At 62.5% G+C, this 14,036-nt stretch carries 12 protein-coding genes; 5 read left to right on the forward strand and 7 right to left on the reverse strand.

Annotation, left to right across the window (positions count from 1 at the left end; all coding sequences use genetic code 11):
* Positions 1-38 precede the first annotated feature (38 nt).
* The 4 genes from ACHFGA_RS07415 to ACHFGA_RS07430 form a co-directional block, all read right to left on the reverse strand.
* Positions 39-635 (reverse strand): sigma-70 family RNA polymerase sigma factor, encoded by a 597-nt coding sequence (locus ACHFGA_RS07415; RefSeq protein ID WP_394281766.1) that lies wholly within the window; start codon positions 633-635, stop codon positions 39-41.
* Between the two features lie 149 nt (positions 636-784).
* Positions 785-4,315 carry a murein biosynthesis integral membrane protein MurJ gene (locus tag ACHFGA_RS07420; RefSeq protein ID WP_394281789.1) on the reverse strand — a complete coding sequence of 1,177 codons (3,531 nt, stop codon included), beginning with the start codon at positions 4,313-4,315 and terminating at the stop codon, positions 785-787.
* Between the two features lie 85 nt (positions 4,316-4,400).
* On the reverse strand, positions 4,401-7,061 hold the full coding sequence (locus ACHFGA_RS07425) for a hypothetical protein (protein ID WP_394281767.1): 2,661 nt from the start codon (positions 7,059-7,061) through the stop codon (positions 4,401-4,403).
* Positions 7,058-8,020 (reverse strand): NUDIX hydrolase, encoded by a 963-nt coding sequence (locus ACHFGA_RS07430; RefSeq protein ID WP_394281768.1) that lies wholly within the window; start codon positions 8,018-8,020, stop codon positions 7,058-7,060. The genes ACHFGA_RS07425 and ACHFGA_RS07430 overlap by 4 nt, the downstream gene beginning before the upstream one ends.
* 78 nt (positions 8,021-8,098) lie before the next feature.
* On the opposite strand from ACHFGA_RS07430, the gene ACHFGA_RS07435 reads away from it, so the two are divergent.
* The 4 genes from ACHFGA_RS07435 to ACHFGA_RS07450 are packed head-to-tail and all read left to right on the forward strand — an operon-like array spanning position 8,099 to position 11,270.
* Positions 8,099-9,547, forward strand: a complete 1,449-nt coding sequence (locus ACHFGA_RS07435) for a CCA tRNA nucleotidyltransferase (protein WP_394281769.1) — start codon at positions 8,099-8,101, stop codon at positions 9,545-9,547.
* Positions 9,540-10,148: a YqgE/AlgH family protein gene (locus ACHFGA_RS07440; RefSeq protein WP_394281770.1), complete on the forward strand. Its 609-nt coding sequence runs from the start codon at positions 9,540-9,542 to the stop codon at positions 10,146-10,148. The genes ACHFGA_RS07435 and ACHFGA_RS07440 overlap by 8 nt, the downstream gene beginning before the upstream one ends.
* Positions 10,149-10,161: 13 nt before the next feature.
* Positions 10,162-10,929 carry an AzlC family ABC transporter permease gene (locus ACHFGA_RS07445; RefSeq protein ID WP_394281771.1) on the forward strand — a complete coding sequence of 256 codons (768 nt, stop codon included), beginning with the start codon at positions 10,162-10,164 and terminating at the stop codon, positions 10,927-10,929.
* A complete protein-coding gene (locus ACHFGA_RS07450; protein WP_394281772.1) occupies positions 10,929-11,270 on the forward strand; it encodes a branched-chain amino acid transporter permease in 342 nt (113 codons plus the stop codon). The genes ACHFGA_RS07445 and ACHFGA_RS07450 overlap by 1 nt, the downstream gene beginning before the upstream one ends.
* Here the strand turns inward: ACHFGA_RS07450 and ACHFGA_RS07455 are convergent.
* Both ACHFGA_RS07455 and ACHFGA_RS07460 read right to left on the reverse strand, forming a co-directional pair.
* Complete coding sequence (locus ACHFGA_RS07455; protein ID WP_394281773.1) at positions 11,267-11,572, reverse strand: hypothetical protein; 306 nt, start codon at positions 11,570-11,572, stop codon at positions 11,267-11,269. The genes ACHFGA_RS07450 and ACHFGA_RS07455 overlap by 4 nt on opposite strands.
* 10 nt (positions 11,573-11,582) lie before the next feature.
* Positions 11,583-12,575, reverse strand: coding sequence for a bile acid:sodium symporter family protein (locus ACHFGA_RS07460; RefSeq protein ID WP_394281774.1), 993 nt, complete (start codon positions 12,573-12,575; stop codon positions 11,583-11,585).
* 60 nt (positions 12,576-12,635) lie between these two features.
* On the opposite strand from ACHFGA_RS07460, the gene ACHFGA_RS07465 reads away from it, so the two are divergent.
* The gene (locus ACHFGA_RS07465; protein WP_394281775.1) at positions 12,636-13,682 is read left to right on the forward strand and encodes an NADH:flavin oxidoreductase/NADH oxidase; all 1,047 of its coding nucleotides are present in this window, start codon (positions 12,636-12,638) and stop codon (positions 13,680-13,682) included.
* A 9-nt stretch (positions 13,683-13,691) separates the two neighbouring features.
* Here ACHFGA_RS07465 and ACHFGA_RS07470 read toward each other — a convergent pair whose 3' ends face one another.
* Positions 13,692-14,036 carry a Rieske (2Fe-2S) protein gene (locus ACHFGA_RS07470; protein ID WP_394281790.1) on the reverse strand — a complete coding sequence of 115 codons (345 nt, stop codon included), beginning with the start codon at positions 14,034-14,036 and terminating at the stop codon, positions 13,692-13,694.

The following is a 14,036-nucleotide window of genomic DNA, read 5'->3' on the forward strand; positions in this document are numbered from 1 at the left end:
AGTGTACTTCCCCAGTTTCAACGCACTGGCTGCGCCACCTATTCCGATCCTGTGAGTTGCTGGTGTAACGCCTGACGCGCCCGTGCGCGGCGCGATTTCACCGTGCCTGGCTGGACGCCCATTTCCCGTGCGGCGCGTTCGATGGTAAGTCCGGCGACATCAATCAGGAGCAGGGCGCGGCGTTGCGCGACGGGGAGGCAAGACATGACCTCGCGCAAGACGATGGCGCGCTCGACGTTCGGCGTGGGGTCATGCGCGAGCAGCGGGTTGGCGTCCTGGTTGATTTTCTCGTCATCGTCCAGGCTGATGTGTGTGCTGCGTTGGCGGCGGACCATGTGGTCGTGCCCGGCGTTGATGACCAGGCGATGCAGCCAGGTGGACAGGCTGGATTCCTGCCGGAAGGAGTGCATGTTGCGCGCGGCCCGAAACAGGGCTTCCTGCACGATGTCTTGGACATCTTGGTCGTTCCTGGCGTAGCGCCTGGCGGTATAAGTTAGCCGCTGGTGGTGACGTTGGACGATTTCCGTGAAGGCGCGCGCGTGGCCTGCGTTGTACTTATCGACGAGTTCAGCATCCGTTGCATTGTCCGCTGAGTTGCTAGTGGTATTCCCCGAAATCGATGGTGCGTGTGCCATGAGTTCCCCCGAACGTTAAATTATGGGTGCTTAGCAGTCATTGTGCCCGGGGTAGACGAAACCCGCCGTGCGAGCGTGCACACTGTAGTGGACACGCGTACCGTGCGGCGGGCGGGGTGATGCGCTATAGGCGCTGCAGCGCGAGGGCCTTACATGGGCAGGCCGATCATAGAGATTTCGCTGATTTCCACATGCGAGTTCTGGTTTGTCGGGATGTCTGTGATCCAAAGGACCACCCCGGTCACTTCGGGGTTCCCTTCAATTTCCAGGCTGTTGCGCGTGGTGCGCAGCGTGCCCTCTCGGAGCAGTGGCAGCTCTTCCAGTGGCGTCGTCTCCGCGTTGACCTCGCGATCGGCGGGCAGCCCGTAGACGTTATAACGGGCACCAGGGGTCTCCGTTTCGATCAGGAGATGTTGCAGCTGCAGTGGCTGCTCCGCAGTGAGTATCACGCCCACGCCAGGCTTAGTACCAAGCCCGTTGGGATATTCGTCGGTAGTCCAGGTGGTGTCGTCGTTTCCGTCGATGACGTTGGTCACCTGTTCTGGGTTGTCGGCGTTTGGGTCTTGGCCTGGTGCCTGCCAGACGCGCACTCGCGCTGGGTCGACGATGACCGGGAGCGGCTGCGAATCAGAGCCACCTTCGGAGTTGTTGGTGGTTGTGTCGTCGACAGATTCGCTGGTCACTGGCGATGTCGGGTCGTCTCCGCCGATCACACCGACTAGGTAGGTGGTCAGTGCGGCGATGAGTAGAACGACAGCGATGACGGCTGCCGCGACGGCGGCGAAGCCCTGGACCGTGTAGCCGCGAGAACCGAAACCGCTGAGTTTGTCTGGCTCCGGGGTGTCTTCGTCGACAACCTGGAGGGCCTCGCGTTGCGGCCGCCCGGATGTCGCCGGAGGGACCACGGGGATCTCACCAGTAGGGTCCGCCTCCTTCGCCTCAGCGGCTTCCGCGGCGGCGGCCTCCACGACGGCGTCTTCGTCGGCAAGTTCTGCGACACCGCTGAGCTCGCGGAGCTCATCAGCAATTGCGTGGAAGATGTCCGAGGTGGGGTTTTCGGTCTCGGGGTCGGCGGCATCGTCGGCAAGCGCGCGTGTCTTCTCTGCGATGGCGGTCAGGCGCGTATCGCTGTCTTCGCCGGTGCCGGCATCGAGCAGCTCGAGGGCGGACGCCAGCGCCGACATATCTTTTTCGTCGCTGGCCTGAGGCAGCACCGCTGGGAAGGCGAGCACCACATAGCCGTCGGTGGACACCCGCAGCCGGTTGCGGTTATCCAGACCCATGGGGGCGCCTTGCTCGTGGCAGTCCGCCAGCGCGTCGGCCAGCGGCGCCATGGCTCGGGCGACGGCCTTGGGGTGAAGGTTTCCTTCGGCCTCCACGACGGATTTCACGGATGCGCCCGGCACCCAGTTAGAGACGACGAGGCAGCCGGAGCGGTACGAGAGCACCTGAATATTCGGCGCGATCGCGGGGTGGTTCAGGGCACGCAATTGGCGGGTTCGGCGCGCGACTTCACGTGAGCGTCGTGCGGCTTCGTCGCCGCCCACAGCGGCCAGTGGGGCTTGGTTGTGCGTATCGACGAAGACCAGTGCCACTTCCCTGCCGGTGCGGACTTCGCGGGCCTGCCACAGGCGTGCTCCGTCGACCGCACCGTGATCGCGCAAGAGACGGAACCGGCCGTCTGACACGGGCGCGCCGGCCACGAGCCGGGGCCCGCGCACAACGCCGGCGGACATCGGCGGTGGGACCGGGGAGGCGTTGAAGGAGTCGGTTGCCAGGAACTGCTGGGACATCACCCGCGGGTCCGTCTGGCCGGTCTCAATGGCCTTGTCTTCGTCCGGTCTAATGAACTTGCCGACGACTGGAATGCGCGCGAACAGGCGCCCAAGGTTCTGGACCTCTGGCAGCCCGGAGCGCGAGAGCACGAGGCCGGCGACGATGAGGAAGACGATGCCGGCAATGCCGATCTCCACGACCAAGCCCAGGGAGGGGCGGTACCCCCAGCCGATCATTAGATCGACGGGGTTGAATGGCACCTTGCGGATCAAGAACTGTGTTAGCAGGGCGGCCGCCGCGCCGATGATGCCTGCTGCAGCGGCCCAGGTGCTGGTGTGCATGACGGTGGCCGACTGCAGGTCGCCCAGTTTGCGTTTGAGCAGGAACGCGCCGATCACCGCGCCGGCGACGAAACCGAACCCGTTGGCGGCACCGAGCAGCACGACGACGAACTCCGAGGATGATGCAGCCATAGGCGCCAGATAGCTCAGCAGCACCTTGGTGGCTGTGATGCCGGCGATGATGAAGGTGGGCGTCCACGCTTCCTCACGGGCGTAGAAGACGCGCAAGTGCAGCATCACCAGGGCGTAAGGGATGAGCGTGAACGCGGAGAAACTAATCGTCAGGCCGAGGGTGCGGGCTTCTTCGGTCTCGAAGGCACCATACCCAAAGAGGGCGTTGCCGATGTCGGGTCCGAAGGCCGTCATGAAGATGACCACGGGGATCAGGGCGATAAAGGTCAGCTTTGTGGCCAGCGTGAGGTCACGCACCACGGCCTGGTCATCGCCGTCGGCAGCATTGCGCGACAGCCGCGGCATGATCGCGGTAAGAAGTGCCACGCCGATGATGCCGTAGGGCACCTGCAGGAGTTGCCAGTGCTGCTGGTAGATGGCGTAGGCGGACGCATCAGCTTCGGTGGCGATACGTGCCGTGATTACGTACCCCAGCTGGGAGACGGCCACATACGCGACAATTGCGATAGCCATCCCGCCGAAGGCTTTGAGGCGATCGTCGATCCCCCACTTCAGGCGCAGGTCAATCTTCAGCTTCTTCAGGTACGGCAGCATGATCGCACACTGAACGACGACACCCAGCGTGGTGCCCAGACCCAGCAGCAAGATGTGCGGGTCAGTCACCGGTGATGGAGCGGCTGGGTTCAGTGATCCGGGCACCAGCCGATAGGCGGCCAGCACCGTGATGGAGATGACGTTGTTGACCACCGGTGCCCACGCGCCCGGCTTGAACACCCCCTTGGTATTCAGAATCGCCTGGAACAGTGAGAACAGCCCGTAGAAGAAAATCTGCGGCAAGAGCAGGTAGGCGAAGGAGGTCGACTGGACGATATTCGTCTTTGCGCCTTCGTCCATCATCATGCTGACGAGGAAGGGTGCAGCCACCGTAGCCAGCACCGTGACCGAGAGCATGAGCGTCAACGTCAGCGTGAATAGCTGCCGGATAAACCCGGCACCGCCATCGGCGTCTTCCTTCTCGGCGCGCACCAACACGGGCACGACGAGTGCTGTCATCACCGAACCCAACACGATCTCCGTGATCATGTTCGGCAGCGTGTTTGCCAGGTTGAAAGCCGAAGCAATCGCACCACCGAGCATGGAGGTGATCATCACCGTGCGGATGAAGCCCGTGATGCGCGACAGCAACGTGGCAATCGCCATCGAGCCCGTCGAACGCACAACGTCTTCGTTGCTTGCCTTCTCTCCAGCCGAGGCGGTAGCAACAGTGGAGCCACCGTCGCCGGCGTCCGCCGGGCTTGCCGTGAGTCCGGATAAGTCTTGGACAGGCTCGGGTTCAGGTTCTTTGACAGGGCGAGGCACAGGGACCGGGGCTGGCGGACTTGGCGTCACGATGCGCCGGCGCTGCCCTGGGGTGTTCTCGGAGGGGGCCACGAATCTTCCTATCTGTAATCGCGGGATGGTGTAGGACAGGATAGAGGAAAAGATCGCCACGATGCGGCGAGACTTCCATCGTGGATCAGTCCGGCGGTCGATCGTCGTCACGCGTGGGGTCACGTTTGACGCTGGTGCTTGCCGACGACGTCTTCTTCCGCGAAGCGCGCCGCGAACGCATCAGCAATACCACCAGTGCAAGGAAGAGTGCGAAAAGCCCACCAACGGTGACAAGGCCCGTCTCTGTGGCTGCGGTGCGCACCGAGATGTCTACTGGCGCGGAGATCGCCTGGCCCTGTGGGCTGGCGAGGTAGAGGCGCATGTCGGTGCGTTCGGAATTGTCGGGAATGGTCGCGGTGATCTCAATGGTGATGGAGCCGCGCGCCGGGATGCGTATTCGGTCCGGCACGTTGAGGACGGTGCCTTCGGGTGCCTGGTAGAGCAAGGTGGCATCCACGGGTAGGGGCAACCCATTTTCCGCCACGATGAACACGGGGGCGGATTCGGACGTGCGAGTGAACACGTTGCCGGGTGGGATCAGGTTCACGGCGCCACGAAGTTCGTGCAAGCTATCGCGGGTGTCGTTAAGGCGCGACTGGGTGGCCTCGACGGCATCAGAATAGTGTTCGGGTGATCGTCGATAAGCGATCGACAGTGCCGTGAGCAGGTCGCGGCGCAAAGGCAGCGTGTAGTCGTAGCGGGTCAGCGCGATCGCAGGATCGGGTACGAGGAAGGACGTGAGGTCGTCGACGTAGCGGGCCTGCTGGCTAGCGCTTAAGATCTCTGCATCGGAAAAGACGGTGGGGTCCGCGTAGGGACTCCGGGTGCTCTCGGCCTGTGGGATGGAGGCGTTGGCGGGGGCGGTGAGGTAATCCTCAAGAGTCATGGCGGTGGCGCGATCGTCGGCAAGCAAGGAGCTGACGACGTCGAGAGCTTCCCGTGCGGTGTGCGCCTCCCAGGCGCCTGGCGGGTTGATCATCACGGGCGTGCCGGCAGGCTCTTCGCCGGTAGTGGTGGACTCGGTGACGGCCAGACGGATCGCGTTAGCGGCGGTGATGTCGCGGGCGGCCACGGAGTCTTTTGTGGCATCAAAACGCAGATCGGTGCTGGAATAACCGGTGGTCAAAGGGATTGATCCCGTCGCGGCGAGCGTCGATGCGAGTGAGTCATGGAAGGTGACTGCGGTGACGCCAGGGCTGAGGTTCGCGAAACGCTGCGCGGAGGAATCGGCCAATGTTTCACGTGAAACACTGTTGTTTGCGACGAGGACTCGCACTGGGGTCGTCGGTTCGGGGGCGGCTGCCATCGCGGGGCTTGGGGGCAGGTCACGCTCGAGGTTAGATTGGGGGACCTCGTCCGCCTGCACGGTCGAGTCCTGCGTACCGGTCGCCGCCTGCGCTGCCTCCCAGGAGCCCTCCATCCCCACCGTTGGAATCTTGGAGCGCGAATGGTCGGCCCAACCAAATGCTGCCGATGTCCCCTCCGCTAGGTAGCCCGCCGGTGGGATAACAACGTTGCGCACCGTGGGGACCCCGAGGATGCGTTCCACGGCAAACGGGCCGCGCTCGATCGCCTCGCGCATCAACCACGGAACTCCGCCCTGGGCCACGGCGTTGACATCACTATTAGCCCAAGGCAACGACACAACGCACCCATCGGCGGCGGTGGCGCGCAACTTCTCCAGCCACGCTGCGGCATCACTAGCGCCCGCGCCCTGGGTGAAAGGTACTTCGTCAGGCTCCACGTCCCACGAGTCACGCAGACGCCGCGGCTTTTGTGCAAGCGAAGGCCGCGAATCGGCCACTACATAGCCTTCAGTCATGCGCTCCACTGTGTTTAAGAGCGCCGGGTCTATCGCCAGACATGTCGCCTCGCGCACCTCTGCACCTGCAGGCGACTCCACGGCCTCGCTATAGGTATCCACAAGCGCCGACAGCCGCCCATCCGCCTTCAGATTGTCTGCGAGTTGCTCCGACTCTAGAACTAGCTGAGGATTTTCCGGCGCCTCCCCCGTCTCGCCCGGCAGGATGTCGACCGGCGCGGTGATCGGATACAACATTGTCATGCCCGGGGCGTTCTGGCGCTCCTCCGGCATGGCTGTTGCGTCCGCGGGCGCGGTGGTGGCGCCGTCAGTCGTGGCCTCCTCCGTCGCCACGTGAAACCGCTCCGAATCGAAGTACTCTCCCCCATTGCCGCTAAGAACCAGCATGATCGGATACACCGAATCGCCCGGAAGTGGCAGCGCGCCGGGAATATCGGCGGCGGTGGGCACGGCCAGGTCGAGTTCTTCGGACTCCCCCGGTGCCAGCGAATTGGCCAGTTCCACGCTGTCGCCAACCACGGAATACTCTTCGGGCTCGGCGACCATCGCGACCCGCGCGTCCGCCACGGACGCAGAGATCGGACCGCGCCGCGGGGTCACCGACAGATCATCCACGGTTTCCGAAGAATTGTTGCGCACCGCAATGCGCAGCGACAGGTCGGCCCCTTCGGCCACCGTGGTGGGACCACGCACCAACTCGAGGGTGAGGCCCTGTTCCCCATCGTTCGGCCGGATCGCCGGGTTAACCCACTGCTCCGCCACAGCCTCATTCGTCGGCGGCACGGGCACCGGGATCGCTGTGGCAGTACCCGTCGAAGCGATGGCAGCAACAGCAAGCACCGCAGCCACACTCGTGAGAGCAGTACCGCCTCGGGGCGGGCCTGCGGAGGGGCTGCGGCGCACGGGCCGGCTGTGCGGCGTCACCGGGGTGTCGCCCTTCCGGCCTCGCGTTCCTTTCTGGCCAGATCGGGCAAGTTGTCATATGCGTGGCGTGCGAGCTTACGTTCATCGGCGTATGCCAGATGCTCAATCAGTTCGTCCACAGGCACCCATGTCACCTCGGTAACCTCGGGATCCTCGTCGTTAAGCTCGCCGTCCACGAAACGCAGCAGATTGTGGTGCACCGTCTTATGGATGCGCACGCCGTCGGAGACGAACCAGTAATCGATCGTGCCAAGCGTGGCGAAAGCTTCGCCTTCGATGCCGGTTTCCTCCCACACCTCGCGCTCGGCGGTCTGCCATTGGTGCTCGCCTTCCTCCACGTGGCCCTTCGGCATCGACCACAGCAGGCGCCCACGCCGGTCCAGCCGACCGATCAGGGCGACGTAAATCCGCGAAAGGTCCACCGAGTTGTCCTCGCGCACGGCCTCCGCCATCCCAGAGACCACAAGACCACCGGCCGAGGTCTCATCGCGCGTCTTCATCCGCGGCGCGCCCGAGTATTGCTTCCTCTGGTGGTTGTTGTGACCACGCCGGTTTCGGTTGGTGTTGCCGCCACGGCTGCCACGCTTCTTGCCCTGTTGCTTATTCTGCTGCTTTTCGCCCTGCTTGTTGGCTTGGGCGCTTGACGACGATCGCCTGCGCCCGCGACGTCGGCGTGACCGTTTGGGCTGGTTCGATTGGGAGTCCGGCGACTTCTTGTCGGAGTTGCCCGAGTTACCAGAGTTGTTAGAGCCCGAAGAAGCAGGCGTTGAGCTCTTCTGCTCATTCTGCTTGTTCTGGTTACTGCTATCTCCGGCAGGCCGACGACTGCGACGTCGTCTCCTGCGACGCCGCTGCCCCTGGTTAGTGCCCTGATTATTGCCCTGATTGCCGCTGTGGGAAGAGCGGGGGCTCGACGAACCACCAGAATTGGGGCTCGAGGGCCGAGTAGTGTCAGTCATTCTTCGCTTATCGTAACCGTCTTCGGTCCATTCTGGTATTTTGACGTGCCGATTTGGTCCACAGGTAAGGTGTTAGCGGTGAGCACCTCAAATAATCTTGATGCCCTTGGCCGAGCCACAGACTCGATTCAGCAGCTTGAAACTCTCTTGCGGCCGCTCGTCGAAAAGTTTCGTGACGCCGGACACGAGCTATACCTCGTCGGCGGCCCCGTGCGCGACGCATTCTTGGGCAGGCTGGGCAATGACTTGGACTTCACCACGTCTGCCCGCCCCGAGGAGACGTATCTCATCCTAGAGGAGTTTGGCGAGACGGTATGGGATACCGGCATCGAATTTGGCACCGTGGCGACGGTGAAGGCGGGCCAGCAGATCGAGATTACGACTTTCCGCGCTGACCTCTATGACGGCGTGACCCGCAACCCCGAGGTCACTTTCGGCGAGACGATCGAGGACGACTTGGTGCGTCGTGATTTTAAGTGCAACGCGATGGCCGTGCGCTTAGGCGTTGAGGATGGGGCTATGACCACCGAGTTTGTTGATCCGGTGGGCGGCTTCAATGATTTAGTTAATCAATGGTTGGATACGCCCCAGGAACCGGAGATTAGTTTCCGTGATGATCCTTTGCGAATGCTGCGGGCTGCCCGCTTCGTTTCCCAGTTAGGGTTTCACGTGGAACAACGCGTCTTCGATGCGATGCGCGACATGGCCGATCAGATTCAGCGCATCACCGTGGAACGCATCCAGGTGGAGCTGGACAAGCTGATGCTGGGTGCGGCACCGTGGGATGGCATCGACCTGCTCGTTGAGACGGGCTTGGCGGATTATGTGCTGCCGGAGGTTTCCGCCTTGCGTATGACTCCCGACGAGCACCTGCAACACAAGGATGTCTATCGCCACTCGCTGACCGTGCTGCGCCAGGCCACCGAGCGCGAAGACGACGGCCCCGACTTGGTGCTGCGCTGGGCCGCGTTGCTTCACGATATCGGCAAGCCAGACACCCGCGCCCGCAAGGAAGGCGGAGGCGTGAGCTTCCATCACCATGAGGTGGTGGGTGCGAAGCTCGCCCGCAAGCGGCTTCGGGCGCTGAAGTATCCGAAGGCGACCACGCAGGATATCTCCCAGCTGGTGTATCTGCACATGCGGTTCCACGGGTTTGGTGAGGGACAGTGGACGGACTCGGCCGTTCGTCGATACGTGACCGATGCTGGGGACCTACTCCCCCGCCTCCACAAACTTGTTCGCGCAGATTCCACCACGCGCAATCCGAAGAAGGCCGCGCGGCTGCAGCGCACCTATGACCACTTGGAGGAGCGCATCGCGGAGATTGAGGAGAAAGAGGACCTCGCACGTGTGCGCCCCGATCTCGATGGCAACGAGATCATGCAGATCCTGGACCTGAAGCCTGGCCCTGATGTCGGTAAGGCGTGGAACTTTATGAAGGAGCTGCGCCTGGAGCGTGGGCCGCTGGATCGTGACGAAGCCATTGCGGAACTAAAGCAGTGGTGGGAAGGTAGGAAAGATGAGTGACTACTTCTACGCGGATCGCCTATTTAACGCCTTAGAGCGCGAAGAGCCTGAGGCGGGCATGCTACTCGTCGCGGCGCCCGGAATGTTGAGCCCCGAGTTTTCCCGCAGCGTGGTGCTGGTCATCGAGCGTGACGCGGAATCGACCTTCGGCGTCATTCTTAACCAGCGCAGTGAGCTGGCGGTGTACAACGTGCTGCCGGACTGGCTGCCCGCGGTGGCCAAGCCTCAGGCGATGTATATCGGTGGGCCGCTGAGCCAGCAGGCCGCCGTGGCGTTGGGTGTGACGAAGCCCGACGTCGATATTGATGCCCACCCGCACTTCACGCGCTTAGCCAACCGCTTGGTGCACGTGAGTCTGGGTGCTCAGCCACACGAGGTGATTGAGGACCTCGACGGCATGCGAATCTTCATGGGTTACTCGGAGTGGGCGCCAGGTCAGCTCGAAGATGAGATCGAGCGCGGCGATTGGTACGTTGCCCCGGCCCTTCCCGGCGATGTGATTGCGCCAGCGGCGGCCGACCTCTGGGGCGACGTGTTGCGCCGGCAGCCGTTGCCTTTGCCGCTGTTTTCCACCTTCCCCCATAACCTCGAGGACAATTAGAAGTGGGTCAACCGTGAATGTTTCACGTGAAACAACGCCAGACGAAGGCGAAGGAAACACGCTCCACGAAATCAAAGAAGGCATCCGCGAAACCTGGGCGGTCGGACTCGGCCTAATCCCGTTGGGCTTAGCCTTCGGTCTCCTCATGGCGCAGTCCGGCTTCGCGTGGTGGTGGACCCCGATCTTCTCCATCGTCATCTTCGCCGGCTCGATGGAATTCCTCGCGATCAGTATGGTCACCTCCGGCGTCGGCCCCCTCTCCGCCGCGTTCACCGGCTTCATGGTGAACTTCCGACACATCTTCTACGGCCTCACATTCCCCTTGCACAAGGTGAAGTCCGTGCCCGGCAAGGCCTATTCCGCGTATGCGCTTATCGACGAGGCCTACGCCATCGTCTCAGCACGAGATCCCCGGAAGCCACTGAGCGGCACGCGCATTCTCACCATCCAGATTCTGCTCCACCTCTTGTGGTTAGTGCCTGGCATTGTGGGCGCTCTCGTTGGCGAGATCATCCCACCCGGTCTCAAGGGAATGGACTTCGCGCTGACAGCACTATTCGTCGTGCTGGCGTGGGAGGCGTTTAAGAACAACCGCGATTATTCCCTGCCCGTGATCGCCGCGGTGCTCGCCATCATCGTCGGGCTAATCGCCCCGGGGTCGATCATGATGATTGCGCTGAGCGCCTATTTCCTCATTTTGATCGCACGCTATATGTCGCCACGTCTCGACGGGCTAATGACCTGGCGCCGTCCCGACGACACCATGGCGAAGGAGGTCTGATGTACGGGCTTCCAGAGGGCGTCACGCTTGGCATGGTGCTGGCGGTGCTGATCCCGGTTGGGATTGTCACTGTCGCCCTGCGCGCACTCCCCTTCTTCTTTCTGAAGCTGCTGAAGGGCAATAACTTCATCGCCTCGCTGGGCTTGATGATGCCCGTCGGCGTGATGATCGTTCTCGTGGTGTACACGATCTTCGGGCAGCTTTCCGCCCCAGGTGGCCTCCTGGCCTCCCTGCTGGGCGTCGCCGCGACTCTGTTGCTGCACTGGTGGAAAGGCGACAGTGGCCTGTCGATCCTTGGTGGCACTGTCGTCTACATGCTGCTGGTTAATCTAGTGTTTTAGAACTCGGGGAACTTGGCACGCACTTCCGCCCACAGTCCCTCGAACTCTTCCGGGCTGAGGTGCTCAGCCTCAATGCCCTCAAACTGGTCGTAGGTGTTGGGGTGTGGCACCTGCTCTAGGGGCTCGTTCGCCTGGCCGACGATCCGTCCGTCAGCGAACGCCCCCATAATCGTCTCGTCCGGTGCCAGTTCGATCATGCGCACCATGGTGCAGCTTTCCGACGAGATCTCCTGCAGCTCGGCGATCGTGATCAGGGTGCCGGCACCGGGGACGGTGAGGGTGGTGCGAACAAAATGTTTCACGTGAAACTCCTTAAGCGAGAGCGGTGGACTGGTTGCGGGCATCGTCGGCACGCCCATAACGGGCCGCAAGCCACGAGCAAATCATCAACTGTACCTGGTGGTAGATCATCAACGGCAAGATCAACAAGCCCAGGGAAGCACCGCCGAAGATCACGCTGGCCATCGGCAAGCCGGTTGCGAGCGACTTCTTGGAGCCACAGAATTCAATAGCGATGACATCCCCTCGTGGGAAGCCAAGGCGAGCCGAGATCACGCGCGTCAGCCACAGCATGAATACAACCAAGAGCGCCGAGAACACCACGAGGAAAATGACCTCCCACACAGCAACACTTGACCACACGCCTGCCACCATGCCCGAGGAAAAAGCCGAATAGACCACCATCGTGATCGACCCGCGGTCCACCACTTTCGTCGCCTTGCTTGCCGCGGCGCCAGCCACTCCGGGGATGAAGTAGCGCGCCAACTGACCCAGCACGAACGGCAGCAGTAACAAGAGGGCGATATCGATGAACACTTGCGCGTCCACGTGGATCCCGTCCCCGGCGCCCATGATGAACATCACCAGCAGCGGCGTGAAGAAGACGCCGGCTAGGTTGGAGAGGCTCGCCGCCACGATCGCACCCGAAACGTTCCCGCGCGCGATCGAAGTAAACGCCACCGAAGATTGCACGGTGGACGGCACCAAGGTGAGATACAAGATCCCCTGATACAAGCCGTCGGAAATAAACAGTGTGAGCGGCCGCAGCAGCACACCAACAATCGGATAGAGGACGAAGGTAAACGCCAAAATAGTCAGATGGAGTTTCCAGTTCGTCAGTCCCTTGAGCGCTTCGCTCGTCGATAAGCGTGCCCCATAGAGGAAGAACAGCAGGGCGATCGCGAGGTTCGTCGCAAGCGAGAACCACTCTGCGAATTCGCCGCGTGCGGGCGCGATGATGGCGACGATGACGGCCAGGATGATCAAGACGATCAGTGGGTCGACGTTTTTGATTCTGGAGAGCATGACCGTCAGTCTACGGCAGGCTACGCTGGCCGTATGACGAATGTGAGACTTGCAAGACCGATGACTCTGCGCGGACTGACCATCCGCAACCGCATGTGGGTGCCACCCATGTGCCAGTACCACGTGCGCGCCCAAGATGGTGTGCCGGAACCCTGGCACCTTGTGCACTACGGGTCCCTCGCTGCGGGCGGATTCGGGTTGATCATTGCGGAATCGACCGGCATCGTGCCTGAAGGCCGCATTAGCCCCGAATGCACTGGCATCTGGAACGACGAGCAGGTCGAGGCCTGGCGCGGAATCGTGGACTTCGTGCACAGCCAAGGGGCGGCGATGGGCGTGCAATTTAATCATGCGGGGCGCAAGGCGTCCACGATCCCGATGCGCCCCGGCCTCGGCAGTGGCACGGTGCCTATCGACGAGGGCGGCTGGGAAACGGTGGCCCCCTCCCCCATCGCCGCCGACGGCCAGGACACTCCGCGGGAGCTCACAACAGAGGAAGTCCGCGCATTGCCCGAACAGTTCGCCGCGGCTGCGGAGCGCGCCATGGCCGCCGGTTTCGACACCGTGGAGCTCCACGCTGCCCACGGTTATCTGCTGCACCAGTTCCTCTCCCCGCTCACTAATCAGCGTGAGGATGAATATGGCGGCGATTTTGAGGGCCGCACCCGGTTGCTCCTCGAGACCGTCGATACCGTCCGCGGGGTGCTTAACGACGATACGCCACTGCTGGTGCGTTTGTCGGCCACCGACTGGACGAAGGGCGGCTGGCTGCTCGAGGACTCGGTGCGCCTGGCGCCGATCTTAAAGGAGCGGGGCGTGGACTTGATGGATATTTCTACAGGCGGTAACGTGCGCGCGAAGATTCCCGTGGAACCTGGCTACCAGGTCCCCATGGCCTCCGCTGTTCGTGAGACCGGCATGCCGACGGCGGCGGTCGGGCTGATCACCAACCCCGAGCACGCCGAGTACATCTTGGAAGACGGGCACGCCGATGCGATCCTGTTGGGGCGTGAGGCGCTGCGCAATCCACAGTGGCCGAACCACGCCCTCAAGCAGTTGGGTGCGGAGGATCTTCCGTTCGCGGAATCCTACTTCCGCGCCTGGTGATGAGCCCGGCTACTTCGCGGTGACAGTGCCGCCCTCGTGGGTGGCTTCTGCCGGGTAGAGCGGGTCGCGCGCCACCCCGGAAATCACAGCACCGTCGACGATGCTGAATACGGAATCGTGGGCGGTGCAGCGCACCGTGTCGCCTTCGACCTCGGTAATCTTATTCCTCTGGTGGGGGCAGGCGGAAGAGTAAGCCACGAATTGGCCCTCGGTCGGCTGCGCGATGATGAACTGATCCAAAATCACAGCAGAGCCCACCGGTACCTCTGTGGCGGCCACTTCCTCAGAGGGGGATTCGCCACAGGCTGCGAGGAATGCACCGGCAAAAGTGGTAGCGGTGCCCAACAGAAACAT

Origin of the sequence: Corynebacterium sp., assembly GCF_043426755.1 — a bacterium.
Taxonomy (GTDB): domain Bacteria; phylum Actinomycetota; class Actinomycetes; order Mycobacteriales; family Mycobacteriaceae; genus Corynebacterium.

Excerpts from the sequence above, each read along its gene's own strand:
- ACHFGA_RS07415 (WP_394281766.1), bottom strand. The coding sequence starts at position 635 with ATGGCACACGCACCATCGATTTCGGGGAATACCACTAGCAACTCAGCG.
- ACHFGA_RS07470 (WP_394281790.1), bottom strand. The coding sequence starts at position 14,036 with ATGTTTCTGTTGGGCACCGCTACCACTTTTGCCGGTGCATTCCTCGCA.
- ACHFGA_RS07460 (WP_394281774.1), bottom strand. The coding sequence starts at position 12,575 with ATGCTCTCCAGAATCAAAAACGTCGACCCACTGATCGTCTTGATCATC.
- ACHFGA_RS07450 (WP_394281772.1), top strand. The coding sequence starts at position 10,929 with ATGTACGGGCTTCCAGAGGGCGTCACGCTTGGCATGGTGCTGGCGGTG.
- ACHFGA_RS07430 (WP_394281768.1), bottom strand. The coding sequence starts at position 8,020 with ATGACTGACACTACTCGGCCCTCGAGCCCCAATTCTGGTGGTTCGTCG.
- ACHFGA_RS07465 (WP_394281775.1), top strand. The coding sequence starts at position 12,636 with ATGACTCTGCGCGGACTGACCATCCGCAACCGCATGTGGGTGCCACCC.
- ACHFGA_RS07440 (WP_394281770.1), top strand. The coding sequence starts at position 9,540 with ATGAGTGACTACTTCTACGCGGATCGCCTATTTAACGCCTTAGAGCGC.